We start from the raw sequence: 25,634 nt of genomic DNA on the forward strand, positions 1-25,634 counted from the left end.
AGACCCGCCGGAGACGCCATGAACCAACCCCTTGCCCACGCCGCGCTGGTGCGCCAACCCCTGCCCGCCACCGTGCGCGACGCCCTGCAGGCCCGCTTCGGCGAACGCTTCTCCACCTCCCCCGGTGTCTGCGACCACCACGGCCGCGACGAGTCCCCCTTCCCGCCGGCAGCGCCGGATGGCGTGGTCTTCGCCCACACCACCGAGGAAGTGGCCGAAGTGGCCCGCCTGTGCAACGCGCACCGTGTGCCGCTGATCGCCTATGGCGCCGGCTCCTCGCTCGAAGGCCACCTGCTGGCGGTGGCCGGCGGCATCAGCCTGGACCTGTCGCAGATGAACAAGGTGCTGTCGGTGCAACCCGAAGACCTGAACGTGACGGTGCAACCGGGCGTGACACGCAAGCAGCTGAACCAGGAAATCAAGGACTCCGGCCTGTTCTTCCCGATCGACCCGGGCGCCGATGCCTCGCTGGGCGGCATGTGCGCCACGCGCGCCTCCGGGACCAACGCGGTGCGCTACGGCACCATGCGCGAGAACGTGCTGGCGCTGACGGTGGTCACCGCCGACGGCCGCATCATCAAGACCGGCACCCACGCCCGCAAGTCCTCCGCCGGCTACGACCTGACCCGCCTGATGATCGGCAGCGAAGGCACGCTGGGCATCATCACCGAGGTGACGGTGCGGCTGTACCCGCAGCCCGAAGCCATCTCGGCGGCCATCTGCAGCTTCCCCAGCATGGGCAGCGCGGTGCGGGCAACCATCGAGACCATCCAGCTGGGCGTGCCTGTCGCGCGCGTGGAGTTCGTCGACGCGCTGGCCATCCGCGCCATCAACCGGCACGACAACCTGTCCATGCCGGAGGCACCGCACCTGTTCTTCGAATTCCATGGCACCGAGGCCGGCGTCAAGGAGCAGGCCGAGACGGTGCAGCAGATCGCCGCCGACAATGGTGGCCAGGGCTTCGAGTGGGCCACGCGCCCGGAAGACCGCAGCCGCCTGTGGAACGCGCGCCATACCGCTTACTTCGCCATGCTGCAGCTCAAGCCGGGCTGCAAGGCGGTCACCACCGACGTGTGCGTGCCGATCTCCCGCCTGGCCGATTGCGTGACCGAGACCGAGCGTGACCTCAACGCGTCCAGCCTGCCTTGCCCCATCGTGGGCCACGTGGGCGACGGCAATTTCCACGTCGCTATCCTCACCGACCCTGAAAAGCCCGAGGAGCTCGCCGAGGCCGAGACCATCAACCGGCGCATCGTGGAGCGTGCGCTGGCCATGGGCGGCACCTGCACCGGCGAGCACGGCGTGGGCCTGCACAAGATGGACTTCCTGGTCAGCGAGCACGGCGAAGACGCGCTCGACCTGATGCGCGCCATCAAGAACGCGCTCGATCCCAACCACATCCTCAACCCGGGCAAGATCTTCCGCCCGGCACGCTAAGGGCGCGCGCGGCATGGCATCCGTGTTCAACCGCGTCCCGCCGCTGCACCTGCTGATCGCGTTCGAAGCCGCCGCCCGGCTTGGCAGCTTCGCCCGCGCGGCCGAGGAGCTGTCGGTCACGCCCAGCGCGGTGTCGCACCGCATCAAGAACCTGGAGGAGCTGTGGGGCGAGGACCTCTTCGTGCGCGCCAACGCCGCGCTGCGGCTGACGGCCGCCGGCACGCGCTACCTGCGCAATGTGCAGGATGCCCTCAAGGCGCTCAACGAACTGGCCCGGCCCGAATACAACAAGCTGCGCACCCGCCTGCGCGTGGCGATCCCACCCACCTTCGGCCGCCAGCACCTGGTGCCACGCCTGCCCGAGTTCACGGCGCTGTACCCGCACATCGACACGGAGCTGCACCTGGCCATCCCCTTCCTGGACGTGAAGGCGGAAGACACCGATGTGGAGATCCGCTATGGCACGGGGCGCTACCCCGACCTGAAAACCACCAAGCTGCTGGTCGAGCCCGTGTTCCCGGCCTGCGGGCGCGAGTACTACGAGCGCATCGACGGCCGCGCCATCACCAAACCCGAGCACCTGCACAACCTGGTGCTGCTGCGCAGCCCGCTGGAACCCTGGAAGCCCTGGTTCGAGACCGCCGGCCTGGACTGGCCCGAGCCCCAGACCGGCCCGCAGTTCAACGACATCGGCCTGATGCTCGAAGCCATCGCCTCCAACCAAGGCGTGGCGCTGGTGCGCCAGCGCATGGCCCGGCACTGGCTGTCACTGGGCCAGATGGTGCGGCTGCTGGACATCGAGTCGGTGTCGCCGCACGGCTACTACATCGTCGAGCGCGAACAGGCGCCGCTCAAGCCCGAGGCACGGTATTTCGTCGACTGGCTGCTCAGCCTGGACTGGTAGCACCGCCAAACCCAAACCAGAAAATCAACGAAGAGGAATCCTGCCAATGCTCGCCCTGAAGCTGTTACTGGTACCCGGCTTCATCGCATGCATCTCCATGGCGGGCAAACGCTGGGGCCCCAGCGTGGCCGGCCTGCTGGCCGGCATGCCCGTGGTAGTTGGTCCGATCCTGTTCTTGATTGCGCTGGAACGTGGCGCGCCGTTTGCCGCATCGGCGGCTACCAGCGCCCTCTGCGCCGTGTTCGCGTCGGTCTCGTTCAGCTTGGCCTATGCATGGAGTTGCCGCCGGCACGGCTGGCCACTGGCGCTGACGGCTGCCTTGTGTGCCTGGCTGGCCGCGGCGGCGTTGCTTGGCGGGCTGCCCTTCTCGCCCTTCACTGCTCTGGCCTTGGCGCTGCTCACGCTAGGCATCTGCCCGTCGCTCTTTCCGCTGCCCGGTCCGGCCGGGCTGGCGGCTCCCGTGTCTCGCGCGGGGCTGCTGATGCGCATGCTGGCCGGTGCGGCCCTGACGGTCGCGGTAACGACCCTGTCGGCATCGATCGGCTCCACCTGGAGCGGGCTGCTGGCCGTATTCCCAGTGCTTGGCATTGTGCTGTCGGTGTTCTCGCACCGGGCAGCCGGCCCGGACTTTGTCGTTACCTTGCTGACTTCGATGGCGGCAGGCTTGTTTTCCTTTGTCGCCTTCTGCTTCACCTTGGCCGTACTCTTGCCGCAAAGCACCATCGCGATCGCCTTTCCCATGGCAATCCTTGCTACAGCTGTTACACAATGGGCAATCAAGGCATATCGGGAACGACGCGCCAGACAACAGCTCGTGACTGCCAACCAGGAGCACGCATGATGCCCATGCAGATCCGCCTGCTCACCCCCAACGATGCTGAAGCCTTCCACGCACTGCGCCTCGAAGGCCTGCTGGAGGCGCCCGCTGCCTTCGGTTCCAGCTTCGAGGAAGAGCGCGACCTGCCGCTGGCCACCATCGCCGGCCGCCTTGAGGCAACGCCCGAAAAGGCCGTGCTCGGCGCCTTCGACGCCACCGGGGACGGCACCGCGCTGGCCGGCGTGGTCGGGGTGATGCGCGAGGACAAGGCCAAGCAGCGCCATAAGGCGTTTATCTGGGGCATGTATGTGGCGCCGGGCTATCGCGACCGGCGCCTCGGGCGGCAACTGATGGAGCAGGCGTTGGCGGTAGCCACCGCCATGCCCGGGCTGCGCCAGGTCACGCTCAGCGTCAACGTCATCAATGCGCCAGCGATTGCGCTCTATGAGGCCATGGGCTTCGTGCGCTACGGCGTGGAGCCGCAGGCGCTCTATGTGGCACCGGACTATCACGACAAGCTGGAAATGGTGCACATGCTGGCACCGCGCGGACCATAAAGCGCCCTCTTGGCGCCTTGTACCACGCCGGTGCTAAGCTGGATTGGTACCGGCCAGCCCGCGAGGATCGTCCCTGCCACCGCCCGCATGGCAGGTTCTTGGAACATGCCGTCATGAGCGATTTTGATCGGCTTGCCATGCGGAATTCACGTCGCCACGGGGCTGCGCAGCCACCTGGCTGCGCTATAGTCCTTGCTCCCCACCCGCGCCCGCCCTGCCACTGCGGGCGCCGGCGGCCATAACAGGAGTTGCCATGAACGCCCCGCACGAAGTCTCACTGGTCGCCGACGACGCACGCCGCAGCGCGTTGCTCGCCGGCCTGGCGAAAATCCTGCCCGATGCGGCGTTGTTGTGGAAACCCGAAGACACCGTGCCCTACGAGTGCGATGGCCTGGCCGCCTACCGCCAGGTGCCGATGGCCGTGGCGCTGCCCGACAACGAGGACCAGGTCTGCGCCATCCTGCGCCTGTGCCACTCGCTGCAGGTGCCCGTGGTGCCGCGCGGCGCCGGCACCAGCCTGTCCGGCGGGGCCATGCCGATCGCCACCGGCCTGGTGCTGTCGCTGGCCAAGTTCAAGCGCATTGTCAGCGTGGACGTGCGCTCGCGCACCGCGGTGGTCCAGCCCGGCGTGCGCAATCTCGCCATCTCCGAGGCCGCCGCACAGTACAACCTCTATTACGCCCCCGATCCTTCCTCGCAGATCGCCTGCACCATCGGTGGCAATGTCAGCGAGAACTCGGGCGGCGTGCATTGCCTGAAGTACGGCCTGACGGTGCACAACGTGCTGCGCGTGCGCGCCGTCACCATGGAAGGCGAAGTGGTGGAGTTCGGCTCGGAAGCGCCCGACGCGCCGGGCCTGGACCTGCTGGCCGCCGTGATCGGCTCCGAAGGCATGCTGGCGGTGGTCACCGAGGTGACCGTCAAGCTGATCCCCAAGCCGCAACTGGCGCAAGTGATCATGGCCAGCTTCGATGACGTGGCCAAGGGCGGCAACGCGGTGGCCGATGTGATCGGCGCCGGCATCATCCCGGCCGGGCTGGAGATGATGGACAAGCCCGCCACCGCCGCGGTCGAGGAATTCGTGCGCGCCGGCTACGACCTGGACGCCGCCGCCATCCTGCTGTGCGAGTCCGACGGCACGCCGGAAGAAGTGGCCGAGGAAGTGGAGCGCATGAGCGAGGTGCTGCGCGCTTCCGGCGCCAGCCGCATCCAGGTGTCGCAAAGCGAGCCCGAACGGCTGCGTTTCTGGAGCGGGCGCAAGAACGCCTTCCCCGCCGCCGGGCGCATCTCGCCAGACTACTACTGCATGGACGGCACCATCCCGCGCAAGCATATCGGCACGCTGCTCAAGCGCATCGAGGAGATGGAGCGCAAGTACGGCCTGCGCTGCATGAACGTGTTCCATGCGGGCGACGGCAATATGCACCCGCTGATCCTGTTCGATGGTGCGGACCAGGACGAATGGCACCGCGCCGAACTGTTCGGCTCCGACATCCTGGAGAGCTGCGTGGAGCTGGGCGGCACGGTGACCGGCGAGCACGGCGTGGGCGTGGAGAAGCTCAATTCCATGTGCGTGCAGTTCTCCGCGCAAGAGCGTGAGCTGTTCTTTGGCGTCAAGGCGGCCTTCGACCCGGCGCGCCTGCTCAACCCCGACAAGGCCATCCCCACGCTGGCGCGCTGCGCCGAGTACGGCCGCATGCATGTGAAGCGCGGCCTGCTGCCGCACCCCGAACTGCCGCGCTTCTGAACATGCCAGGTCAAAACGCAACGCAGCGCGCCAACAGCAGCGCGCAGACCCGCCAGCGCCTGGGCAAGCCCGAATCGGGCTGGCGCGAGCGCTGGTACACCATCATCTTCGAGGCCGACACGCGCAACGGCCGGCTGTTTGATATCACCCTGTTGCTGGCCATCGTCGCCAGCGTGCTGATCGTCATATTCGACAGCCTGCCGGCGGTCAACCTGCGGCTGGGCCGGATATTCACCGTGCTGGAATGGCTGTTCACGCTGCTGTTTACCGGCGAGTACGTGATGCGCATCCTGGTGGTGCGGCGTCCCTTGCGCTATGTGTTCAGCTTCTTCGGCGTGGTCGACTTCCTGTCGATCATCCCGACCTGGCTCGCCTTCTTCGTGCCGGAGCTGGCCTTCCTGATCGACGTGCGGCTGCTGCGGCTGCTGCGCGTGTTCCGGATCCTCAAGCTGACGGTGTATTTCGAAGAGGCGCAGATCCTGTACCGCGCGCTCGCCAACAGCCGGCGCAAGATCTTCGTCTTCCTTGGCACGGTGTTCATCATCACCGTGATCCTCGGCACCGTGATGTATGTGGTGGAAGGCCCGCAGCACGGCTTTACCAGCATCCCCGTGAGCATGTACTGGGCGGTGGTGACACTCACCACCACCGGCTTTGGCGACATGGTGCCCAAGACCCCGCTGGGCCAGTTCATCACCTCGCTGACCATCCTGCTGGGCTACGGCATCATCGCCTTCCCCACCGGCATCGTGGGCGCCGAGCTGGCCGCCAGCATCATGAAGCGGCCGCTGACCACGCGCACCTGCAACCATTGCCTGACGGAAGGCCACGATCCGGACGCCGGCTACTGCAAGCACTGCGGCAGCGAGCTGCCGCCTTACCAGGGCGAGAGCGAACGCGAGCCGGCAGGCTCCCGCGCAAGCGCCGAGACACCACCTCGCCGTCCCACTTCTTCCGCCTGACCTAGTTCAGCCGACACCCGCCCGCCACCATGCCAGCAGATCCGCAAGCCACCCTCACCGCCTTTCGCGATGCCATCCGGCATGCCACCGACACGCGCGCGCCGCTGCGCCTGCGCGGCGGCGGCAGCAAGGATTTCTACGGCCAGCATGCGCAAGGCACCCTGCTCGACACGCGCGCCTACAGCGGCATCGTCGACTACGATCCGCCCGAACTGGTGATCACCGCGCGTTGCGGCACGCCGCTGGCGGAGATCGAAGCGGCGCTGGCCGAACGGCGCCAGATGCTGGCGTTCGAGCCGCCGCACTTCAGCACCGGCGCCAATGCCAGCGACGTGGCCACGATCGGCGGCGCCGTGGCCGCGGGCCTGTCCGGCCCGCGCCGGCAGGCGGTGGGCGCATTGCGTGACTTTGTGCTGGGCACACGCGTGATGGACGGCCGTGGCGACGTCCTGAGCTTTGGCGGCCAGGTCATGAAGAACGTAGCCGGCTATGACGTCTCGCGGCTGATGTCGGGATCGCTCGGCACGCTGGGGCTGATCCTGGAAGTCTCGCTCAAGGTGCTGCCGGTGCCCTTCGACGACGCCACGCTGCGATTTGCGCTGCACGAGGCCGCGGCGCTCGATCGCCTCAACGACTGGGGCGGCCAGCCCCTGCCGATTGCCGCTTCGGCCTGGCACGACGGCGTGCTGCACCTGCGCCTGTCGGGCGCGGCGGCCGCGCTGCGCGCCGCGCGCGAGCGGCTTGGCGGCGAAGCCGTGGACGCCGCGCAAGCCGATGCATTGTGGCGCGCGCTGCGCGAGCAGAGCCACGCCTTCTTTGCCCCGGTGCAAGCTGGCCGGGCACTGTGGCGCATTGCCGTGCCAACCACCGCCGCACCGCTGGCGCTGCCCGGCGGGCAGCTGATCGAATGGGGCGGCGGCCAGCGTTGGTGGCTGGGCGGCAGCGACAGCGCGGCCGACAGCGCCATCGTGCGCGCCGCGGCCAAGGCGGCCGGCGGCCACGCCACGCTGTTCCGCAACGGCGACAAGGCCGTGGGCGTGTTCACGCCGCTGTCCGCGCCGGTGGCTGCCATCCATCAGCGGCTCAAGGCGACGTTCGACCCCGCCGGCATCTTCAATCCGCAGCGCATGTACGCTGGCCTCTGAGCCACGGGCCGCACCGCGCCACACCGCATCGATCCCCAGCCAAGGCACCGGAGAGTCCCCGAACCATGCAAACCACACTGGCCGAATTCCTGCGCGACACGCCCGACGGCGAAGAAGCCAAGTCCATCGTCGGCAAATGCGTGCATTGCGGCTTCTGTACCGCGACCTGTCCCACCTACCAGTTGCTCGGCGACGAACTGGACGGCCCGCGTGGCCGCATCTACCTGATGAAGCAGGTGCTGGAGGGCCAGCCCGTCACGGAAAGCACACGCCTGCACCTGGACCGCTGCCTGACCTGCCGCAACTGCGAATCCACCTGCCCCTCGGGCGTGAAGTACGGCCGCCTGGTCGACATCGGCCGCAAGGTGGTGGACGACCGCCTTGCCGCCGAAGGCATCCAGCGCCCGGCGCGCGAGCGCCTCGCGCGGTGGGCGCTGCGCGAGAGCATGACGCGCCCGGCGCTGTTCGGCACGGCCATGCGCATGGGGCAGCGCGTGCGAGCGCTGTTGCCGCAGGCGCTGCGCAACAAGGTGCCGCAGGCGGTCGAAGCCGGCGCATGGCCCCGCACCACGCATGCGCGCAAGATGTTGTTGCTCGACGGCTGCGTGCAGCCTTCGATGTCGCCCAACATCAATGCCGCCACGGCACGCGTGTTCGACCGCGTTGGCGTGCAGCTGGTGATGGCGCGCGAGGCCGGTTGTTGCGGCGCCGTGCGCTATCACACCGGCGACCACGACGGCGGCCTCGACAATATGCGGCGCAATATCGACGCCTGGTGGCCGGCGGTGCAGGCCGGCGCGGAGGCCATCGTGATGACGGCGTCGGGCTGCGGCGTGATGGTCAAGGAATACGGCCACCTGCTGCGCAACGATGCCCGCTATGCGGATCGCGCGCGCCAGATCTCGGCGCTGACCAAGGATCTGTCGGAGCTGCTGCCCAACTTCGCCGACGCCCTGCAGGACGCGGCCGACGAGGCAAGAAGCAGCAAGGGCACCAACAACACCAATGGCCAGCGCGTGGCCTATCATCCGCCCTGCACGCTGCAGCACGGCCAGCAGATCCGCGGCAAGGTGGAAGCCCTGCTGACAGGCCTGGGCGTGGACGTCAAGCTCTGTGCCGACAGCCACCTTTGCTGTGGCTCCGCAGGCACGTACTCGGTGCTGCAGCCCGCTTTGTCCTATCAGCTGCGCGATGACAAGCTCGCCAATCTGCAGGCCTCGAAGCCCGAGGCCATCGTCTCGGCGAATATCGGCTGCATCACGCACCTGCAGAGCGGCACCGGCACGCCGGTGATGCACTGGATCGAGCTGGTGGACCGCATGCTGGGGTAGGCTGGACGCGTGGTGCCGGGTTACCATGCGATGGCATTCAACCTTGCCGCCTTTCGCTCCTTTCGCCCCGCACCCGCATGCTTCAGACCTTCGCCATCCTGCTGGTTTTCCAATCCGTCGGGGAAGCGCTCAGTTATTCCCTTAGCCTGCCTGTGCCCGGGCCGGTGATCGGCATGATCCTGCTGTTCGGCTGGCTCACGTTCGACGACCGGCTGCTGCCGGTGATCCAGGGGACCACCTCCGAGCTGCTCAAGCACTTGTCGCTGCTGTTCGTGCCGGCGGGTGTCGGCATCATGGTGCACGCGCACCGCATCGGCGGGGAGTGGCTGCCGATCGTGGTGGCGCTGGTGGTGTCCACCTGGCTTGCGATCGCCACCACCGCGCTGGTGGCGCGCGCGCTGATGGGCAAGCCCCGGCCGCCCGAGGATGCCGGCGCGCAAGCCGGTTCGGGAGAACAAGCATGACGCCGCGCCTGAACGAGATCTGGGTCTATCTGGCAGCCAGCCCGCTGCTCGGCCTGACCGCTACCTTGCTGGCCTATGTCTTCGCGTTCCGCGTCTATGAGCGCGCGCGCTTCTCGCCGCTAGCCAATCCCGTGATGATCGCGGTCGCCATCCTGGTCACGCTGCTGACGGTGACCGGCACGCCGTACAAGACCTATTTCGATGGCGCGCAGTTCGTCCACTTCCTGCTCGGGCCCGCTACCGTCGCGCTGGCGGTGCCGCTCTACATGCAGCTGCCCAAGTTGCGCAAGCACGTGTTCCCGCTGCTGGGCGGGCTGCTGGCGGGATCGCTGGTGGCGGTGGTGTCGGCCGTGGGCATCGCCTGGCTGCTGGGCGCATCGCCCGAGACCATGCGCTCGCTCGCGCCCAAGTCGGTCACCATCCCGATCGCCATGGGCGTGGCCGAGAAGATCGGTGGCCTGCCCTCGCTGACGGCCGTGCTGGTGATGGCCACCGGCATCATCGGCGCGGTCAGCGCCACCAAGCTGCTGAACCTGCTGCGCGTTTCCGACTACACCGTGCGCGGTTTCGCCACCGGCGTGGCAGCGCATGGCATCGGCACCGCGCGCGCCTTCCAGGTCAACCAGGAGGCCGGCGCCTTCGCCGCGCTCGGCATGGGCCTGAACGGCGTGCTGACCGCCGTGATGGTGCCGATGCTGGCGGCATGGATACCGCGCTGATCCCTGCTGACAGGACGTTGTCAGGAGCCCTCGCGCATGATCCGTCTCACCATCACCCCTGAGAAAGACCATCATGAGCGGACTGATCAACTGGCTTGAAATTCCTGTCGCGGACATGACCCGTGCCATCCGGTTCTACGAGCAGGCCTTCGAGACCACCCTCAAGCGCGAAACCATGGCGCAGATCGACATGGCTGTCTTTGCCAACCATGAGCCTGGCGGCGCACTGGTAGCCGGCGAGGGCTTCCGCCCTTCGGCCGACGGCTGCCTGCCTTACCTGCACACGGCGCAGCTCACGGCGCTGCTGGCGCGTGTGTCCGCGGCCGGCGGCAAGACCGTGTTCGGCCCGCTGCAGTTGCCTGGCGATATCGGCCATATCGCGCATATCATCGACAGCGAAGGCAATCGCGTCGGCCTGCACCAGCCGCTGGCAGGATAGCCGGCCACCGCGACCGTTTTAACAATCCCCGCATAGCACCAAGATGAAGCCTCGATGAGCCGCCGCGCCGACCGCCTTTTCCAGATCGTCCAGGTACTGCGCGGGCGCCGCCTCACCACGGCGGCGCTGCTGGCGCAGCGGCTCGGGGTGTCCGAGCGCACGGTGTACCGGGATATCCAGGCGCTGTCGCTGTCGGGCGTGCCGGTCGAGGGCGAAGCGGGCATTGGCTACCGGTTGCGGGCCGACTATGACGTCCCTCCGCTGATGTTCACCGCGATCGAAGTCGAAGCGCTGGTGGCCGGGCTGCGGCTGCTCAAGGCCTGGGGCGGCGGCGCGCTGGCCGCCGCGGCCGATCCCGCGCTGGAAAAGCTGGTGGCGGCGCTACCGCCCGCGCGGCGTCATGCGGCGCAGCAAAGCCGCGTGTTCGCCCCCGAATTCGTCAACCTGCCGCAGGTGCGCGACGCCTTTGACGTAGTGCATGGCGCCATGAACGCGCAACGCCTGCTGCGCCTGGACTACACCGACGCGCAGCAGCGCGCCACCGACCGCATCGTGCAGCCGCTGGGCCTGTTCTTCTGGGGTAATAGCTGGCTGCTGGCCGCCTGGTGCACCACGCGCATCGACTATCGCAGCTTCCGCCTGGACCGCTGCCGCGGCATCGTCATGCTGGAAGACCGCTTCCACGAAACCCCCGACCGCTCGCTCAACGGCTTCCTGCGTGCGGTGCAGCACACCAGCGGCTAGCCGGCTGATCGGCTGCTCAGGTGATTGGAGATGCGTCCTACGCCGGCTCGGCCAGCAGCGTCTCGATGTCGCGCTTGATATCCTCGGGCTTGGTGGTGGGCGCATAGCGCTTGAACACCGTCCCGTTGCGGCGCAGCAGGAACTTGGTGAAATTCCACTTGATCGCCTCCAGGCCAAGCACGCCCGGCTTCTCCGAGGTCAGCCAGCGATACAGCGGATGCGCGTTGTCGCCCTTGACGTCGATCTTGCCGAACATCGGGAAGGTGACGTGGAAGCGCGACTCGCAAAACTGGCCGATCTGCGCGGCGTCGCCCGGCTCCTGCTTGCCGAACTGGTTGCAGGGAAAACCCAGCACTTCAAGGCCGCTGGCCGCGTACTGGTCCTGCAGCGCCTGCAGGCCGGCATATTGCGGCGTAAAGCCGCACTCGCTAGCCGTGTTCACGATCAGCAGCACCTTGCCGCTGAATTGCGACAGCGGCACCGGCTGGCCGGCCAGGGAGCTGGCTTCGAACTGGTAGACATTGCTCATGACGGAATCCTCGGGTGACACGGCGGTGGACGGCGATGTGCGCCCACCGGCGGACAGTGTACTTGGCGACGCGGCCGTGGGTGCTCAGATCACATTCAGGTGTTCGGTGCCGGCGCCCAGGTCGGTCTCGCGGTCCATGGTGCCGTGCAGCTTGATCATCAGGCGCAGGTCGTTGAGGGAGTCGGCATTGCGCAGCGCGTCTTCGTAGGTGATCTTGCCGGCCTCGTAGAGATCGAACAGCGCCTGGTCGAACGACACCATGCCCTGCTCGCGCGACTTCTTGATGACTTCCTTGAGCGCATGGATCTCGCCCTTGAAGATCAGGTCGGCCACCAGCGGCGTGCCGAGCATGATCTCCACGGCCGGCACCCGGCCCTTCTGCCCCTTGCGCGGCAACAGGCGCTGCGACACCATCGCCTTCAGGTTGAGCGACAGGTCGATCAGCAACTGCTGGCGCTTTTCCTCGGGGAAGAAGTTGACCACGCGGTCGATGGCCTGGTTGGCGTTGTTGGCGTGCAGCGTGGCCAGGCACAGGTGGCCCGTTTCGGCGTACTGCATCGCGTACTCCATGGTTTCCCGATCGCGGATTTCGCCGATCAGGATCACGTCGGGCGCCTGGCGCAGCGTGTTCTTCAACGCCACGTGCCAGGAGTCGGTATCGATGCCGACCTCGCGCTGCGTAACGATGCAGTTCTGGTGCGCGTGCACGTATTCGATCGGGTCCTCGATGGTGATGATGTGCCCGTACGAATGCGCGTTGCGGTGATCGAGCATGGCCGCAAGCGAGGTCGACTTGCCCGAGCCGGTGGCGCCGGTGACGATCACCAGTCCGCGCTTTGACATCACGATGTCATGCAGCGCGGGTGGCAGGTCGAGGTCTTCCACCGAAGGAATGCGCGTATTGATGGTACGCACCACCATGCCCGCCTTGCCCTGCTGGATGAACGCGGAGACGCGAAAGCGCCCGGCGTTGGGCACGGAGATGGCGAAGTTGCACTCGCGGCTGCCGTCGAACTCGCCCGCCTGCCGCTCGTTCATGATGGAGCGCACCAGGCCAAGCGCCTGGGTGGGGTTGAGCGGCTGCTGCGAGACTGGCGTGATCTTGCCGTCGACCTTGATGGCCGGCGGAAAATCCGCGGTGATGAACAGGTCCGAGCCGCGGTTGCCCACCATCAGCTCGAGCAGGTCGTTGATGTACTTGGCAGCGGATTCGCGATCGAGCATGGCGGTGTCCTGGTTCGGATGCGGCGGACTCGCCTCAGCCCGTGAATGAGTCGGGGTTCTTGGCAATGGCGCGCGCATCGTTGTAGTTGATGATGCCGCGCTTGATCAGGTCCGACAGGCACTGGTCCAGCGTCTGCATGCCAAGGCCGCTGCTGGTCTGCATCATCGAGTACATCTGCGCGATCTTGTTCTCGCGGATCAGGTGGCGGATCGCCGGCGTGGCGATCATGATCTCGTGGGCCGCCGTACGGCCGTTGCCATCGCGCGTCTTGAGCAGCGTTTGCGAAATCACCGCTTCCAGCGATTCCGACAACATGGTGCGCACCATGTCTTTTTCTTCGGGCGGGAACACGTCGACAACCCGGTCGATGGTCTTGGCCGCCGAGCTCGTGTGCAGCGTGGCGAACACCAGGTGGCCGGTTTCGGCCGCGGTCAGCGCCAGGCGAATGGTTTCCAGGTCGCGCAGCTCCCCCACCAGCACCACGTCGGGATCCTCACGCAGCGCGGAGCGCAGCGCGTTGGCAAAGGAATGCGTGTGCGGCCCCAGCTCGCGCTGGTTGATCAGGCTCTTCTTGGACGTGTGCACGAACTCGATCGGGTCCTCCACTGTGAGGATGTGGCCCATGTCGTGATCGTTGCGGTGGTCCACCATCGCCGCCAGCGTGGTGGACTTGCCCGAGCCGGTCGGGCCGGTCACCAGCACCAGGCCGCGCGGCTTCATGCACAGGTCAGCGAATACCGCCGGCGCGCGCAGGTCTTCCAGCGTCAGTACCTTGGAAGGGATGGTCCGGAACACGGCGGCGGCGCCGCGCTGCGTGTTGTAGGCATTGACCCGGAAACGCGAGAGGCTGGCGATCTCGAATGAAAAGTCGATTTCCAGCCGTTCCTCATATTGCTTGCGCTGGGTGTCGCTCATGATGTCGTACACCATGGCGTGGACATCCTTGTGGCCCATCGCGGCCACATTGATGCGGCGCATGTCGCCGTGGATACGCACCATCGGCGGCATGTCTGCCGAGAGATGGAGATCGGACGCCTTGTTCTTGACGGCGAAAGCCAATAGCTGCGCGATGTCCATCTATAATGACCCCACCCTTTTTGTCGTACTTATTGTTGTACTTCTTGATATGTTCGCCGGATTATGTCTGTAATCGCCGCCAACTTGCAAGCCGTCAACCGGCGCGTCGCGGCGGCCGCACAACAGGCCGGGCGACCGGCCGGTGACGTCACGCTTCTGGCGGTTTCGAAGACCTTCCCCGCCGCCGCGGTGCGGGCAGCGTTTGATGCCGGCCAGCGCGCCTTTGGCGAGAACTACGTGCAGGAAGGCGTGGACAAGATTGCGCAGCTTGGCGATTTGCGCGACCAGATAAGCTGGCACTTTATCGGCCCCCTGCAAAGCAACAAGACGCGTGCCGTGGCCGAGCAGTTCGATTGGGTCCATGCCATCGACCGCCTGCGCATCGCCGAGCGGCTGTCGGCGCAGCGGCCCGCCGGCATGGCGCCGTTGCAGGTCTGCCTGCAAGTCAATATCAGCGGCGAAGCCAGCAAGAGCGGTATCGCGCCAGACGAAGTGCCCGCGCTGGCACGCGCCGTGGCGGCGCTGCCCGGGCTGCGGCTGCGCGGCCTGATGGCCATTCCGGAGCCGCAGAGCGAGTTGGATGCCCAGCGCCGGCCGTTTGCCGCGCTGCGCACCCTGCTCGACACCTTGCGCGCCGCCGGGCTGGATGTGGACACGCTCTCGATGGGCATGTCCGCCGACATGGAGGCCGCCATTGCCGAGGGCGCTACCGTGGTGCGCATCGGCACCGCCATATTCGGCGCGCGCGACCATGCCACGGCACCCGAGGCGACACAGGCCAGGCCGGCCTGAACGCCCGCCCCCTTCTTCCCAGACGATTCCCAGCAAGAGACCGATATGCTCAAGACCCTCACCTTTGGTTTCCTCGGCGGCGGCAATATGGCCACCGCCCTGATCGGCGGCCTGATCGCCCGGGGCGTGCCAGCCACCTCGATCCGCGTGGTCGATCCGTTCGATGAAGCGCAGGCGCGCCTGCGGCGCGACTTCGGGGTGCATGCGGCAGGCGCGCCCGACGCCGCCTTTGGCAAGAGCGATGTGCTTGTGCTGGCGGTCAAGCCGCAGCAGTTCCGCGAAGCGGCGGCAGCGCTGCTGCCGCACCTGGGCGACAGCCTGATCGTGAGCGTGGCCGCCGGCATCCGCCTGGCCGACATGCAGCGCTGGTTCGGCGGGCGCACCCGCCTGGTGCGCGCCATGCCCAACACCCCGGCGCTGGCCGGCATGGGCATGACCGGCCTGGCGGCGGTAGCCGGACTGGCGCAGCAGGACCGCGATATCGCCAGCGCACTGGCCCAAGCCGTGGGCAAGTGCGAGTGGGTGGAAGGCGACGCGCAGATCGACGCAGTCACCGCCATCTCCGGCAGCGGCCCGGCCTACGTCTTCTATTTCATCGAAGCCATGGAGAAAGCGGCCGTGGAACTCGGCCTGAACGCCCAGCAAGGGCGCGCGCTGGCAGTGGAGACCTTCCGCGGCGCCGCGGCCCTGGCGGCACAGTCGGAAGAGCCGGTCAGCTTGCTGCGCGAGCGCGTGACCTCAAAGGGCGGCACCACCTACGCCGCGCTCACCGCCATGCAAGCCGCCGGCATCGGCGAAGCCTTCGCCAGGGCCATGCATGCCGCCGCTGAACGCGCGACGGAAATGGGCGCGGAGTTTGGCAAGGACTGAGTTGGGTACGTCCTTTCCCGCCTCACGGGAAAGGACGCAAGCCGTCAGGACGCTCAAGCGCAGCCTCAGCGCAACGCATAAGCCGCAGCCACCCCGGCAAACACGCAAGCGCCCAGCCAGTTGTTGTGCCGGAACGCGGCAAAGCACTTCATGCGATCCCGCTCGCGGATCAACGTGTAGTGATACACCGCGCATCCCGCCGCCGCCGCCAGGCCGATCCAGTACGGCCAGCCCAGCCCGAACTGCGTACCGGCCCAGGCCATCAGGCCAAGGAACACCGCATAGCAGATCATGATGGCGGCGACATCGAATCGCCCGAACGTGATGGCCGACGTCTTCATGCCGAGCAGCAAGTCATCGTCGCGGTCCACCATGGCGTAGGCGGTATCGTAGGCCACCGCCCAGAACACATTGGCCAGCAGCATCACCCACGCCACCACCGGCACATGGTCCTGCACCGCGGCGAACGTCATCGGGATGCCGAAGCCGAAAGCAATGCCAAGGTAGGCCTGCGGGATGGCAAAGAACCGCTTGAAGAACGGATAGGTGGCGGCAAGTACGGCGCCGACCACCGCGAGCCACTTGGTGAACCCATTGAGCGGCGTGATCAGCGCGAAGGCTGCCAGCGCCAGCACCACCGCCACCGCCACGGCCTCCCACGCGGCAATCTTGCCCGCGGTCAGCGGCCGCTCCTTGGTGCGCTTGACGTGTTTGTCGAAGTCGCGGTCGGCCCAGTCGTTCATGGCGCAGCCGGCAGAGCGCATCAGGAAGGTGCCGATGACGAAGATCCAGAACAGGCTCCACACCGGCTGGCCGCCCGAGGCCATCCACAGTGCCCACAGCGTGGGCCACAACAGGAGCAGCGTGCCGATGGGCTTGTCGATGCGCACAAGGCGCGCGTACAGGGCTAAGCGTTCAAGCATGGCGAGGGGCCGCGGCACGGGGTCGGGCAAAGCATTGGCATTCAACGAAAACGCGCCGCGACCCGGTCAGGGCGCGGCGCGCATGGCCGGCAGCACACCAAGGCCGCCGGTGATGTCGATCAGGGCATCAGGCCAGCATCGAGCGCAGCATCCACGCGGTTTTTTCGTGCGTCTGCATGCGCTGGGTCAGCAGGTCGGCGGAGGGTTCGTCGCCGGCGGCGTCGATGACCGGGAACAGCGAGCGCGCGGTGCGCACCACGGCTTCCTGGCCTTCGACCAGCTTGCGGATCATCTCGGTGGCTTCGGGCACGCCCTCTTCCTCCGGGATCGACGACAAGCGGGCGTATTCCTTGTAGGTGCCCGGCGCCGGGTAGCCCAGCGCGCGGATACGCTCGGCGATCGAATCCACGGCGAGCGCCAGCTCGGTGTATTGCGTCTCGAACATCAGGTGCAAGGTGTTGAACATCGGACCCGTGACGTTCCAGTGGAAGTTATGGGTCTTGAGATAGAGCGTGTAGGTATCCGCCAGCAACTTGGACAGGCCTTCCGCGATCTTCTTGCGTTCTTTGTCGGAAATGCCGATGTTCACGCTCATCTCATTCTTCTTTGCCATGATAGGTACGCTCCAGTCTGGGGTGGCTCTGACAACTGCCGCGCCACGGGACGCGGCACAACCCGCACATTATGGCATCACCCGGTAAAGGCAGACAAACCCTTGGCCGCGTCCAGGAACATCGCGACCGCGCCCAGCGCGACCGCCGCCAGCCCGATCTCCGTGCGCCACAGCTTGCGCTGCAGGCGCGCCGCGTCTGCGCGGCGGGGGCGGTCGTGGGCAACTTGCTGCAACTGCTGAAATTCGCTGACGAACAGTCTGAACATGGCCATGATGGTTCTCCGTGCCGGGCTTTCAAGGTGGCCCCGGCTCGGGGCCACCCGCACTGCCCTGCTTCATTGCTTGCGCATTACTTCAGGTTGAGCGCGCGCTTGACGCCCTCGCCATAAGCCGGATCGGCCTTGGTGAAGTGCTCCAGCTGCACCCGCACGATGTTTTCCGGCACACCCTGCATGGCCGCCGAAATGTTCGCGTAAAGACGCTGGCGCTGGGCCTCGTCGAACAGGCGGAACAGCGCGCCGGGCTGGCTGTAGTAATCGCTGTCGACACGGTGGTCGAAGCGGTCGGCCGCGCCATCCAGGGCCAGGGGCGGCTCGATGGCGCGCTCGCTGGCGGCGTAGGCGCCCTCGCGGTTCGGCTCGTAGTTGAGCTTGCCGCCCTGGTTGCCGTCCACGCGCATCGCGCCATCGCGGTGGAAGGTATTGTGGAACGGGCACTTGGGCGCGTTCACCGGGATCTGGTTGTGGTTCACGCCCAGGCGGTAGCGCTGCGTGTCGCCGTACGAGAAGAGCCGGCCCTGCAGCATCTTGTCGGGCGAGAAGCCGATGCCCGGCACGATGTTGGAGGGGTTCATCGCCACCTGCTCCACCTCGGCGAAGTAGTTGTCCGGGTTGCGGTTGAGCTCCAGCACGCCCACGTCGATCAGCGGATAGTCCTTGTGCGGCCACACCTTGGTGAGGTCGAACGGGTTGATGTGGTACCTGGCCGCATCGGCTTCGGGCATGACCTGCACGCGCACGTTCCAGCGCGGGAAGTTGCCGCGCTCGATGTTCTCGAACAAGTCGCGCTGCGCGCTCTCGCGGTCGCCCGCCACCACCTTGGCCGCTTCCTCGTTGGTCCAGTTGGCGATGCCCTGCTGCGACTTGAAGTGAAACTTCACCCAGAAACGCTCGTTGGCCGCATTGATGAACGAGAAGGTATGCGAGCCGAAACCATGGATCTGGCGATAGTTCTGCGGCAGGCCGCGGTCGCTCATCAGGATGGTGACCTGGTGCAGCGATTCCGGATGGCGCGACCAGAAATCCCATACGGCAATCGGGTCGCGCAGGTTGGTGCGCGGATTGCGTTTTTGCGTGTGGATGAAATCCGGGAATTTCAGCGGGTCGCGCACGAAGAACACCGGCGTGTTGTTGCCCACCACGTCCCAGTTGCCTTCATCGGTATAGAACTTGACCGAGAACCCGCGCACATCGCGCTCGGCGTCGGCGGCGCCACGCTCGCCCGCCACCGTGGAGAAGCGGATGAAGATCGGCGTCTCCTTGCCAACGCTGGCGAAGACCGAGGCCTTGGTGAAACGCGAGATGTCATGGGTCACCGTGAACTTGCCGTGGGCGCCCGAGCCCTTGGCGTGCACGCGCCGCTCGGGGATGACTTCACGGTCGAAGTGAGCGAGCTTTTCCAGGAACCACACGTCTTGCAGCAGCATCGGCCCGCGCGCGCCGGCGGTCTGCGAATTCTGGTTGTCGGCTACCGGCGCGCCAGCGGCGGTGGTGAGAGTGTCCTTGTTCTTGCTCATCTTGGCCTCATTTTTCTTGGGGGTGGAACGGGGGAGTCTGGCTGGGGCGGGCTGCGGCAAAGCCGCCGGGAAATATGCGTCGACGCAGGAAGTGTACAGAAAGGCTATTGAATATGAAATTCAATTATTTCTAACTATGAAATAGAGCATGCCTATGCCATGCCTGCGCGCCAGCATGGCATAGGAAAAAGACGCAGTGAAGTTAGAAAAATCGAGGAGGGGAAGAAAAAAACAAGGCAGGGCAAAGCGTGCCGCCGGCGCGCAGCGCCGGCAAGCACGGGGCGCGCTCAGGCGGCTTCAGCCAGTTCCTTGGCGGCCAGCATGCTGACGCCGGGCAAGTCGCAGGCGGCCACCGCGCGGCGCAGCGCTTCCATGGCCGGCAGGCGGGTAAAGCTCTTGCGCCAGGCCAGCACCACGCGCCGGTCGGGCACCGGATCGGTAAAGGGCACGTAGGCCAGCAGGTCGTTCTTGTTGGACTTCAGGTCCGGCACCGAAGTCCGCGGCAGCACCGTGATGCCAACGCCACTTGCGACCATGTGGCGGATGGTTTCCAGCGAGGAGCCTTCGAAGGTCTTCTGGATGCCGTCGGCCGCCTGCGAGAAGCGCGACAGCTCCGGGCATACGCCCAACACCTGGTCGCGGAAGCAATGCCCGCTGCCCAGCAACAGCATGGTTTGCTGCTTGAGTTCGTCGGGATCCACCTTCCCGGCATGCTCCAGATGGTGGCCACGCGGCACCGCCACGACGAAGGGCTCGTCATACAGCGGCTGCACGGTCAGCCCGGAATCGGCAAAGGGCTCGGCCATGATGGCGCAATCGATCTCGCCCTGCTTGAGCAACTCAATCAGCTTGACCGTGTAGTTCTCCTGCAGCATCAGCGGCATCTGCGGCACGGTGTGGATCATTTCCTTGACCAGCGTGGGCAGCAGGTAGGGCCCGATGGTGTAGATCACGCCAAGCCGCAGCGGCCCGGCCAGCGGGTCCTTGCCCTGCTTGGCGATCTCGCGGATGGCCATGGTCTGCTCCAGCACGCGCTGGGCCTGCGCCACGATCTGCTCGCCGATCGGCGTCACCGAGACTTCGGACGTGCCGCGCTCGAAGATCTGCACATTAAGTTCGTCTTCCAGCTTCTTGATCGCCACCGACAGCGTCGGCTGCGACACGAAGCAGGCTTCGGCCGCCCGGCCGAAATGGCGCTCGCGCGCTACGGCGACGATGTACTTGAGTTCGGTGAGCGTCATGACTTATCAATTTCCGTTAAGCGATAGATTTTACCTTCGATTCGACGTTCTGTCAGAGATGACAGGCAAAGCGATGCAGGCGATACCTGAGCGCCCGCACCCGGTGAGTCCCCGCCGTCACATCAGGCCTTCAGGTAATGCTCCCTGCCACCCAGCCAGCGCAGCAGGTGCGCTTCAACCGCCTCCGGAAAGCGCGCCAGCATCAGTTCGGCGGCCTCCTGGGCATAGTCGACCAGCCAGGCGTCGGTGTTGAGATCCGCGAAACGCAGCATGGCCTCGCCGGACTGGCGCGCGCCGAGGAACTCGCCGGGACCGCGTATCTGCAGGTCGCGCCGGGCGATCTCGAAGCCGTCGGTGGTCTCGCGCATGGTGGCCAGGCGCTCTCGCCCGGTGGGCGACAGCGGTGCCTGGTACAGCAGCAGGCAGACCGATTCCGCGCTGCCTCGCCCTACCCGGCCGCGCAACTGGTGCAGCTGCGCCAGGCCGAAGCGCTCGGCATGCTCGATCACCATCAACGAGGCGTTGGGCACGTCCACCCCCACCTCGATCACAGTGGTGGCCACCAACACCTGCAGCCGGTTGGCGGTAAAGTCTTCCATCACCGCGGCTTTCTCCGCCGGTGGCAGGCGCCCGTGCACCAATCCCACCTTGAGGTCGGGCAAGGCGGCGACCAGCGTTTCATAGGTTTCCACCGCGGTCTGCAGTTGCAGCGCCTCGCTCTCTTCGATCAGCGGGCAGACCCAGTAGACCTGGCGGCCATCGGCGGCGGCGTGGTGCACGCGCTCGATCACCTCGTCGCGGCGCGCGTCGTTGACCAGCCGCGTCACCACCGGAGTGCGCCCGGGCGGCAATTCGTCGATCACCGAGACGTCGAGGTCGGCGTAGTAGGTCATGGCCAGCGTGCGCGGGATCGGCGTGGCCGACATCATCAACTGGTGCGGCACGGTTTGCGCGACCGTGACAGCCTTGCCCTGCGCGGCGGCGGCATCGGGGTCCGCCTTGCCGCGCAGCGCCAGCCGCTGGGCCACGCCGAAACGATGCTGCTCATCGACCACGGACAAGCCCAGGCGGGCAAACTTGACGCTGTCCTGGATCAGCGCGTGGGTGCCGATGGCCAGCTTGGCCTCGCCGGACTCGACCTTGGCCGCGGCCTCGCGCTTGGCGCGCGTCTTCAGGCTGCCGGCCAGCCACACCACCGGCACGCCCAGGGGCTCCAGCCAGGCGGAGAGCTTGCGGTAATGCTGCTCGGCCAGGATTTCAGTGGGTGCCATCAGCGCGGCCTGGTAGCCGGCATCGATAGCCTGGCAGGCGGCCAGCGCCGCCACGATGGTCTTGCCGCTGCCGACGTCGCCCTGCAGCAGGCGGTGCATCGGATGGGGCGCGCCCATGTCCTTGGCAATCTCTTCCACCACACGCTGCTGCGCGCCGGTCAGCTTGAACGGCAGCGCGGCCAGGAAGGCGGTCAGCAGGCCGCCCGCGCGGCGCGGCATGGGCGGCGCGCTCTTGTCGCGCCGCGCCGCCTGGGAGCGCTTGAGGGAGAGCTGCTGCGCCAGCAGCTCATCGAGCTTGATGCGCTGCCAGGCCGGGTGCGAGCGCTCGATCAGCGCGTGCTCGTCCACATCCTGCGGCGGTGCGTGCAGCAGGCGCAGGCACTCGGGCAAGGCTTGCAGCTTGAGCTGGGCTAGCGGGCCTTGCAGCACGGGCGCGGGCAGGGTCTCGGGCAGCGGCGTGCGTGACAGCGCGCCGCCGATGGCCTTGCGCAGGTAGCTCTGCGGGATGCCGGCGGTGCTCGGGTAGACCGGGGTCAGCCGCTCGGGCAGCGCCTCGCCGGGCGTCACCGCGCGCACCGTGGGATGGACCATTTCCGCGCCGAAGAAGCCGCCGCGCAGCTCGCCGCGCACCCGCAGGCAGGCGCCTTCGGCCATCAGCTGGGTCTGGCTGCCGTAGAAATTAATGAACCGCAGCGTCAGCTCGCCGCTATCGTCGGCGATCTTGACCACCATCTGGCGGCGCGGGCGCAGGCTGACCTCGTTGGAGGTGACCACGCCCTCGACCTGCACCGTCAGCCCCATGCCCGCGCGCCCGACGGCATCGGCAATCGGCAGCAGCGTGGTCTCGTCCTCATAGCGCATCGGCAAGTGCAGCACCAGATCGACATCGCGCTTGAGGCCGAGCTTATGCAGCCGGGCCATGGCTGAGGACGGCTTGCCGGCGGCAGCGCCCTTGGCCGCTGCCTTGCCCGCACGGCCCGGCTTGTCCCCGGCGCGCGCCGTGGGCGGGCTGTCGTTGGTTTCCGGGGTTCGGTCGGGAACGGTTCCTGGCATCTGGGGCGTGGCTGGCGATTCGGGTCGGGGCGCGCGTCGGGTGGCACGCGCTGGTTGGCGCAAATAGGCGATATCACGCGCGCCCGGGCGGAGCAGCCGCCCCAAGCCTTACAATATCGGATTCGCCGATTGTACCTATGCCGGCCGCGCCACCGCGCGGTCTGCGGCCGTTTTTGCCCCCATGATGCTGACGCTGTCCGATTTTGACTTTGCCCTCCCGCCCGAACTGATTGCCCAGACCGCCTTGCCGGAGCGCGGCGCGAGCCGGCTGCTGGTGGTGGATACGGACGCCCGGGTGGGCACCACCCGCCTCACAGACCGGGCGTTTACCGACATCGTCGACTACCTGCGCCCCAACGATTTGCTGGTGTTCAATGACACCCGCGTCATCAAGGCGCGCTTCTTCGGGCAAAAGAGCAGCGGCGGCAAGGTCGAGGTGCTGGTCGAGCGGGTACTGGACAGCCACACCGTGCTGGCCCAGGTGCGCGCCTCCAAGACGCCGCCCGAGGGCAGCCTGCTGCGCCTGGCGGATGCCTTCGACGTCACTGTGGGCCCGCGCGTGGACCAGTTCTTCACGCTCACCTTCCCCGAGCCGGCGCTGGACCTGATCGAGCGCCACGGCCGCCTGCCGCTGCCGCCATACATCACCCACGATCCCGACGCCTTCGACGAATCCCGCTACCAGACGGTCTACGCCCGCGCCCCCGGCGCGGTGGCCGCGCCGACTGCCGGCCTGCATTTCGACGAGGCCCTGTTCGCCCGGCTCGACGCGCTGGGCGTGCGCCGCGGCTTCCTGACCCTGCACGTGGGCGCCGGCACCTTCCAGCCGGTGCGCACCGAGAACTTGGCCGAGCACAAGATGCACGCCGAGTGGTACGAGGTCTCGGATGCGCTGGCCCAAGCCGTGCGCGACACGCGCGCCGCCGGCGGCCGCGTGATCGCGGTCGGCACCACCTCGCTGCGCGCGCTGGAGTCCGCCGGCGCTGCCGATGGCATGCTGGCCGCCGGCAGTGGCGACACCGAGATCTTCATCACGCCCGGCTACCGTTTCCGCGTGGTCGATGCGCTGATCACCAATTTCCACCTGCCCAAGTCGACCTTGCTGATGCTGGTGTCGGCGCTGGCCGGGGTGGAGCCCATCCGCGCTGCCTACCGCCATGCGGTGGCCGAGCGCTACCGCTTCTTCAGCTACGGCGACGCCATGCTGCTGACGCGCCAGCCCCAGCCCTGAGCGCGCCGCGCCAGCCCGACCCTGAATCCCGAATCCCGTCATGCTCAACTTCGAACTGCTCACCACCGACGGCAACGCCCGCCGCGGCCGCGTCACCCTCAACCACGGCGTGGTCGAGACGCCGATCTTCATGCCGGTCGGCACCTATGGCTCGGTCAAGGCGATGTCGCCACTCGAGCTCGGTGAGATCAACGCCCAGATCATCCTGGGCAATACCTTCCACCTGTGGCTGCGTCCCGGGCTGGAAGTGGTGGAAAAGCACGGTGGCCTGCACCGCTTCATGGGCTGGGACAAGCCGATCCTGACCGATTCAGGCGGTTTCCAGGTGTTTTCGCTGGGCGCGCTGCGCAAGATCACCGAGGATGGCGTGACCTTTGCCTCGCCGGTCAATGGCGACAAGCTGTTCCTGTCGCCCGAGATCTCGATGCAGATCCAGCGCACGCTGAACTCGGACATCGTGATGCAGTTCGACGAATGCACACCGTACGAAATCGACGGCCGCCCCGCCACCCACGCGGAAGCTGCCGCCTCCATGCGCATGAGCCTGCGCTGGGCCAAGCGCTCGATCGATGAGTTCAACAGCCTGGGCAACCCCAACGCGCTGTTCGGCATTGTCCAGGGTGGCATGTTCGAGGACCTGCGCGACGAGTCGCTGGCCGGCCTGTCGGAGCTGGACTTCCACGGCTACGCCATCGGCGGCCTGTCGGTCGGCGAACCCAAGGAAGACATGATGCGCGTGCTGGAGCACGTGGGCCCGCGCCTGCCCGCGCACAAGCCGCACTACCTGATGGGCGTGGGCACGCCCGAAGACCTGGTGGCCGGCGTGGCGTCGGGCGTGGACATGTTCGACTGCGTGATGCCGACCCGCAATGCCCGCAACGGCTGGCTGTTCACGCGCTTTGGCGACGTCAAGATCAAGAATGCCGTCCACCGCAACGACACCCGCCCGCTGGACGAGTCCTGCGGCTGCTATACCTGCCGCAACTTCTCGCGCGCCTACCTGCACCACCTGCACCGGGTCGGCGAGATTCTGGGCGCGCGCCTGAACACCATCCATAACCTGCACTACTACCTGGAACTGATGAGCGAGATGCGCGAAGCCATCGAGGAACACCGCTTCGAGGCCTTCCGCCTGCGATTTGCCGCCGATCGCGCGCGCGGGGCGCAGCCGGCCACGCCCGCCCCGGCGTGAACTTTCCGCACGGCTTCGGTCGAATAGCGGTGCCTGCAGCTGCCAAGCGGCTCGCAAGGCGCCCCGAACAAACCCGTACTACACCGTAAATGCCCGGATCGGGCATGGAATGCGGCTGCAAGCGGGTGGTAGAATGACCGACTAACTGATTGACTTTGTGACGGAGAAGCAACGTGCTGATTTCTAACGCATTTGCCCAGACTGCCGGTGCCACCGGCGGCGCGGCGGGTGGCCTGATGAGTTTCCTGCCTATCATCCTGATGTTCGCGGTGCTGTGGTTCATCATGATCCGCCCGCAGATGAAGCGCCAGAAAGAATCGAAGGCAATGCTGGAAGCCCTGGCCAAGAACGACGAAGTCGTGACCGCCGGCGGTATTCTCGGCCGTGTCACCAAGGTCAACGAACAATACGTGACCATCGAAATCGCCACGGGCACCGAAATCACGGTGCAAAAGAGCGCGGTTACCACGGTGCTGCCCAAGGGCTCGCTGAAGTCGCTCTGAGCACCGGGGCCGCGGGCGGGGCGTTGCTTGACTCAGGCACCGCCCAGCTTCTC

General features: G+C 66.8%; 26 protein-coding genes. 17 read left to right on the plus strand and 9 right to left on the minus strand.

Translation table 11 applies throughout. The features are described from left to right. Positions 1-18: 18 nt before the first annotated feature. From F7R26_RS17205 to F7R26_RS17260, 12 genes are all read left to right on the plus strand, one after another. A complete protein-coding gene (locus F7R26_RS17205) occupies positions 19-1,437 on the plus strand; it encodes an FAD-binding oxidoreductase (RefSeq protein ID WP_150985976.1) in 1,419 nt (472 codons plus the stop codon). A 13-nt stretch (positions 1,438-1,450) separates the two neighbouring features. Beyond that, positions 1,451-2,341: a LysR substrate-binding domain-containing protein gene (locus F7R26_RS17210; RefSeq protein WP_150985975.1), complete on the plus strand. Its 891-nt coding sequence runs from the start codon at positions 1,451-1,453 to the stop codon at positions 2,339-2,341. Positions 2,342-2,387: 46 nt separating this feature from the next. Continuing rightward, on the plus strand, positions 2,388-3,182 hold the full coding sequence (locus F7R26_RS17215) for a hypothetical protein (protein WP_150985974.1): 795 nt from the start codon (positions 2,388-2,390) through the stop codon (positions 3,180-3,182). Further along, positions 3,179-3,715 (plus strand): GNAT family N-acetyltransferase, encoded by a 537-nt coding sequence (locus tag F7R26_RS17220; RefSeq protein WP_241754356.1) that lies wholly within the window; start codon positions 3,179-3,181, stop codon positions 3,713-3,715. The genes F7R26_RS17215 and F7R26_RS17220 overlap by 4 nt, the downstream gene beginning before the upstream one ends. 253 nt (positions 3,716-3,968) lie before the next feature. Beyond that, positions 3,969-5,462, plus strand: coding sequence for an FAD-linked oxidase C-terminal domain-containing protein (locus tag F7R26_RS17225; protein ID WP_150985973.1), 1,494 nt, complete (start codon positions 3,969-3,971; stop codon positions 5,460-5,462). Between the two features lie 2 nt (positions 5,463-5,464). Next, entirely contained in the window at positions 5,465-6,424 is a 960-nt protein-coding gene (locus tag F7R26_RS17230) for an ion transporter (RefSeq protein ID WP_150985972.1), read from the plus strand. Positions 6,425-6,453: 29 nt separating this feature from the next. Next, positions 6,454-7,569: a glycolate oxidase subunit GlcE gene (gene glcE / locus F7R26_RS17235; RefSeq protein WP_150985971.1), complete on the plus strand. Its 1,116-nt coding sequence runs from the start codon at positions 6,454-6,456 to the stop codon at positions 7,567-7,569. Between the two features lie 65 nt (positions 7,570-7,634). Further along, positions 7,635-8,900 carry a glycolate oxidase subunit GlcF gene (glcF, locus tag F7R26_RS17240; protein ID WP_150985970.1) on the plus strand — a complete coding sequence of 422 codons (1,266 nt, stop codon included), beginning with the start codon at positions 7,635-7,637 and terminating at the stop codon, positions 8,898-8,900. A gap of 77 nt (positions 8,901-8,977) precedes the next feature. Then, positions 8,978-9,364, plus strand: coding sequence for a CidA/LrgA family protein (locus F7R26_RS17245; RefSeq protein ID WP_150985969.1), 387 nt, complete (start codon positions 8,978-8,980; stop codon positions 9,362-9,364). Then, complete coding sequence (locus F7R26_RS17250; protein WP_150985968.1) at positions 9,361-10,083, plus strand: LrgB family protein; 723 nt, start codon at positions 9,361-9,363, stop codon at positions 10,081-10,083. The genes F7R26_RS17245 and F7R26_RS17250 overlap by 4 nt, the downstream gene beginning before the upstream one ends. A 73-nt stretch (positions 10,084-10,156) precedes the next feature. Beyond that, the gene (locus tag F7R26_RS17255; RefSeq protein ID WP_150985967.1) at positions 10,157-10,522 is read left to right on the plus strand and encodes a VOC family protein; all 366 of its coding nucleotides are present in this window, start codon (positions 10,157-10,159) and stop codon (positions 10,520-10,522) included. 54 nt (positions 10,523-10,576) lie between these two features. Next, entirely contained in the window at positions 10,577-11,266 is a 690-nt protein-coding gene (locus F7R26_RS17260) for a helix-turn-helix transcriptional regulator (protein ID WP_150985966.1), read from the plus strand. 37 nt (positions 11,267-11,303) lie between these two features. Here F7R26_RS17260 and F7R26_RS17265 read toward each other — a convergent pair whose 3' ends face one another. The 3 genes from F7R26_RS17265 to F7R26_RS17275 form a co-directional block, all read right to left on the minus strand. Then, a complete protein-coding gene (locus tag F7R26_RS17265) occupies positions 11,304-11,795 on the minus strand; it encodes a glutathione peroxidase (RefSeq protein ID WP_150985965.1) in 492 nt (163 codons plus the stop codon). A gap of 84 nt (positions 11,796-11,879) precedes the next feature. Beyond that, positions 11,880-13,019 (minus strand): PilT/PilU family type 4a pilus ATPase, encoded by a 1,140-nt coding sequence (locus F7R26_RS17270; RefSeq protein ID WP_043349449.1) that lies wholly within the window; start codon positions 13,017-13,019, stop codon positions 11,880-11,882. 34 nt (positions 13,020-13,053) lie between these two features. Beyond that, positions 13,054-14,097, minus strand: a complete 1,044-nt coding sequence (locus F7R26_RS17275; protein WP_150985964.1) for a type IV pilus twitching motility protein PilT — start codon at positions 14,095-14,097, stop codon at positions 13,054-13,056. A gap of 63 nt (positions 14,098-14,160) precedes the next feature. Here F7R26_RS17275 and F7R26_RS17280 point away from each other — a divergent pair, with 63 nt between their 5' ends. Both F7R26_RS17280 and proC read left to right on the plus strand, forming a co-directional pair. Then, a complete protein-coding gene (locus tag F7R26_RS17280; RefSeq protein ID WP_150985963.1) occupies positions 14,161-14,889 on the plus strand; it encodes a YggS family pyridoxal phosphate-dependent enzyme in 729 nt (242 codons plus the stop codon). A gap of 45 nt (positions 14,890-14,934) precedes the next feature. Beyond that, the gene (proC, locus tag F7R26_RS17285) at positions 14,935-15,759 is read left to right on the plus strand and encodes a pyrroline-5-carboxylate reductase (protein ID WP_150985962.1); all 825 of its coding nucleotides are present in this window, start codon (positions 14,935-14,937) and stop codon (positions 15,757-15,759) included. A gap of 65 nt (positions 15,760-15,824) precedes the next feature. Here the strand turns inward: proC and ubiA are convergent, their stop codons facing one another. The 6 genes from ubiA to recG all read right to left on the minus strand — a co-directional run bounded on the left by ubiA (position 15,825) and on the right by recG (position 22,655). Beyond that, positions 15,825-16,682: a 4-hydroxybenzoate octaprenyltransferase gene (gene ubiA, locus F7R26_RS17290; RefSeq protein WP_150985961.1), complete on the minus strand. Its 858-nt coding sequence runs from the start codon at positions 16,680-16,682 to the stop codon at positions 15,825-15,827. Positions 16,683-16,809: 127 nt separating this feature from the next. Further along, positions 16,810-17,295: a Dps family protein gene (locus F7R26_RS17295; protein ID WP_035867478.1), complete on the minus strand. Its 486-nt coding sequence runs from the start codon at positions 17,293-17,295 to the stop codon at positions 16,810-16,812. Positions 17,296-17,372: 77 nt separating this feature from the next. Continuing rightward, positions 17,373-17,567: a hypothetical protein gene (locus F7R26_RS17300; protein ID WP_150985960.1), complete on the minus strand. Its 195-nt coding sequence runs from the start codon at positions 17,565-17,567 to the stop codon at positions 17,373-17,375. A 77-nt stretch (positions 17,568-17,644) separates the two neighbouring features. Further along, complete coding sequence (locus F7R26_RS17305) at positions 17,645-19,090, minus strand: catalase (RefSeq protein WP_150985959.1); 1,446 nt, start codon at positions 19,088-19,090, stop codon at positions 17,645-17,647. A gap of 287 nt (positions 19,091-19,377) precedes the next feature. Beyond that, positions 19,378-20,331, minus strand: a complete 954-nt coding sequence (locus tag F7R26_RS17310) for a LysR substrate-binding domain-containing protein (RefSeq protein WP_150985958.1) — start codon at positions 20,329-20,331, stop codon at positions 19,378-19,380. Between the two features lie 122 nt (positions 20,332-20,453). Next, positions 20,454-22,655: an ATP-dependent DNA helicase RecG gene (gene recG / locus F7R26_RS17315; protein WP_150985957.1), complete on the minus strand. Its 2,202-nt coding sequence runs from the start codon at positions 22,653-22,655 to the stop codon at positions 20,454-20,456. A 184-nt stretch (positions 22,656-22,839) separates the two neighbouring features. Between recG and queA the strand changes: the two genes are divergently transcribed. The 3 genes from queA (at position 22,840) to yajC (ending at position 25,581) form a co-directional block, all read left to right on the plus strand. Beyond that, positions 22,840-23,886 carry a tRNA preQ1(34) S-adenosylmethionine ribosyltransferase-isomerase QueA gene (gene queA / locus F7R26_RS17320; protein WP_150986059.1) on the plus strand — a complete coding sequence of 349 codons (1,047 nt, stop codon included), beginning with the start codon at positions 22,840-22,842 and terminating at the stop codon, positions 23,884-23,886. A gap of 40 nt (positions 23,887-23,926) precedes the next feature. Next, positions 23,927-25,078: a tRNA guanosine(34) transglycosylase Tgt gene (gene tgt / locus F7R26_RS17325; protein ID WP_043349485.1), complete on the plus strand. Its 1,152-nt coding sequence runs from the start codon at positions 23,927-23,929 to the stop codon at positions 25,076-25,078. A 173-nt stretch (positions 25,079-25,251) separates the two neighbouring features. Further along, complete coding sequence (gene yajC / locus F7R26_RS17330; RefSeq protein WP_150985956.1) at positions 25,252-25,581, plus strand: preprotein translocase subunit YajC; 330 nt, start codon at positions 25,252-25,254, stop codon at positions 25,579-25,581. Positions 25,582-25,634 lie beyond the last annotated feature (53 nt).

The organism is Cupriavidus basilensis, assembly GCF_008801925.2.
Taxonomy (GTDB): domain Bacteria; phylum Pseudomonadota; class Gammaproteobacteria; order Burkholderiales; family Burkholderiaceae; genus Cupriavidus; species Cupriavidus basilensis.

Excerpts from the sequence above, each read along its gene's own strand:
- F7R26_RS17250 (WP_150985968.1), top strand. The coding sequence starts at position 9,361 with ATGACGCCGCGCCTGAACGAGATCTGGGTCTATCTGGCAGCCAGCCCG.
- F7R26_RS17280 (WP_150985963.1), top strand. The coding sequence starts at position 14,161 with ATGTCTGTAATCGCCGCCAACTTGCAAGCCGTCAACCGGCGCGTCGCG.
- queA (WP_150986059.1), top strand. The coding sequence starts at position 22,840 with ATGCTGACGCTGTCCGATTTTGACTTTGCCCTCCCGCCCGAACTGATT.
- F7R26_RS17205 (WP_150985976.1), top strand. The coding sequence starts at position 19 with ATGAACCAACCCCTTGCCCACGCCGCGCTGGTGCGCCAACCCCTGCCC.
- F7R26_RS17265 (WP_150985965.1), bottom strand. The coding sequence starts at position 11,795 with ATGAGCAATGTCTACCAGTTCGAAGCCAGCTCCCTGGCCGGCCAGCCG.
- F7R26_RS17310 (WP_150985958.1), bottom strand. The coding sequence starts at position 20,331 with ATGACGCTCACCGAACTCAAGTACATCGTCGCCGTAGCGCGCGAGCGC.
- F7R26_RS17270 (WP_043349449.1), bottom strand. The coding sequence starts at position 13,019 with ATGCTCGATCGCGAATCCGCTGCCAAGTACATCAACGACCTGCTCGAG.
- F7R26_RS17305 (WP_150985959.1), bottom strand. The coding sequence starts at position 19,090 with ATGAGCAAGAACAAGGACACTCTCACCACCGCCGCTGGCGCGCCGGTA.
- F7R26_RS17245 (WP_150985969.1), top strand. The coding sequence starts at position 8,978 with ATGCTTCAGACCTTCGCCATCCTGCTGGTTTTCCAATCCGTCGGGGAA.
- F7R26_RS17255 (WP_150985967.1), top strand. The coding sequence starts at position 10,157 with ATGAGCGGACTGATCAACTGGCTTGAAATTCCTGTCGCGGACATGACC.
- proC (WP_150985962.1), top strand. The coding sequence starts at position 14,935 with ATGCTCAAGACCCTCACCTTTGGTTTCCTCGGCGGCGGCAATATGGCC.
- glcE (WP_150985971.1), top strand. The coding sequence starts at position 6,454 with ATGCCAGCAGATCCGCAAGCCACCCTCACCGCCTTTCGCGATGCCATC.
- F7R26_RS17220 (WP_241754356.1), top strand. The coding sequence starts at position 3,179 with ATGATGCCCATGCAGATCCGCCTGCTCACCCCCAACGATGCTGAAGCC.
- tgt (WP_043349485.1), top strand. The coding sequence starts at position 23,927 with ATGCTCAACTTCGAACTGCTCACCACCGACGGCAACGCCCGCCGCGGC.
- ubiA (WP_150985961.1), bottom strand. The coding sequence starts at position 16,682 with ATGCTTGAACGCTTAGCCCTGTACGCGCGCCTTGTGCGCATCGACAAG.
- F7R26_RS17275 (WP_150985964.1), bottom strand. The coding sequence starts at position 14,097 with ATGGACATCGCGCAGCTATTGGCTTTCGCCGTCAAGAACAAGGCGTCC.
- F7R26_RS17230 (WP_150985972.1), top strand. The coding sequence starts at position 5,465 with ATGCCAGGTCAAAACGCAACGCAGCGCGCCAACAGCAGCGCGCAGACC.
- F7R26_RS17300 (WP_150985960.1), bottom strand. The coding sequence starts at position 17,567 with ATGGCCATGTTCAGACTGTTCGTCAGCGAATTTCAGCAGTTGCAGCAA.
- glcF (WP_150985970.1), top strand. The coding sequence starts at position 7,635 with ATGCAAACCACACTGGCCGAATTCCTGCGCGACACGCCCGACGGCGAA.
- recG (WP_150985957.1), bottom strand. The coding sequence starts at position 22,655 with ATGCCAGGAACCGTTCCCGACCGAACCCCGGAAACCAACGACAGCCCG.
- F7R26_RS17260 (WP_150985966.1), top strand. The coding sequence starts at position 10,577 with ATGAGCCGCCGCGCCGACCGCCTTTTCCAGATCGTCCAGGTACTGCGC.
- F7R26_RS17215 (WP_150985974.1), top strand. The coding sequence starts at position 2,388 with ATGCTCGCCCTGAAGCTGTTACTGGTACCCGGCTTCATCGCATGCATC.
- F7R26_RS17210 (WP_150985975.1), top strand. The coding sequence starts at position 1,451 with ATGGCATCCGTGTTCAACCGCGTCCCGCCGCTGCACCTGCTGATCGCG.
- F7R26_RS17225 (WP_150985973.1), top strand. The coding sequence starts at position 3,969 with ATGAACGCCCCGCACGAAGTCTCACTGGTCGCCGACGACGCACGCCGC.
- F7R26_RS17295 (WP_035867478.1), bottom strand. The coding sequence starts at position 17,295 with ATGGCAAAGAAGAATGAGATGAGCGTGAACATCGGCATTTCCGACAAA.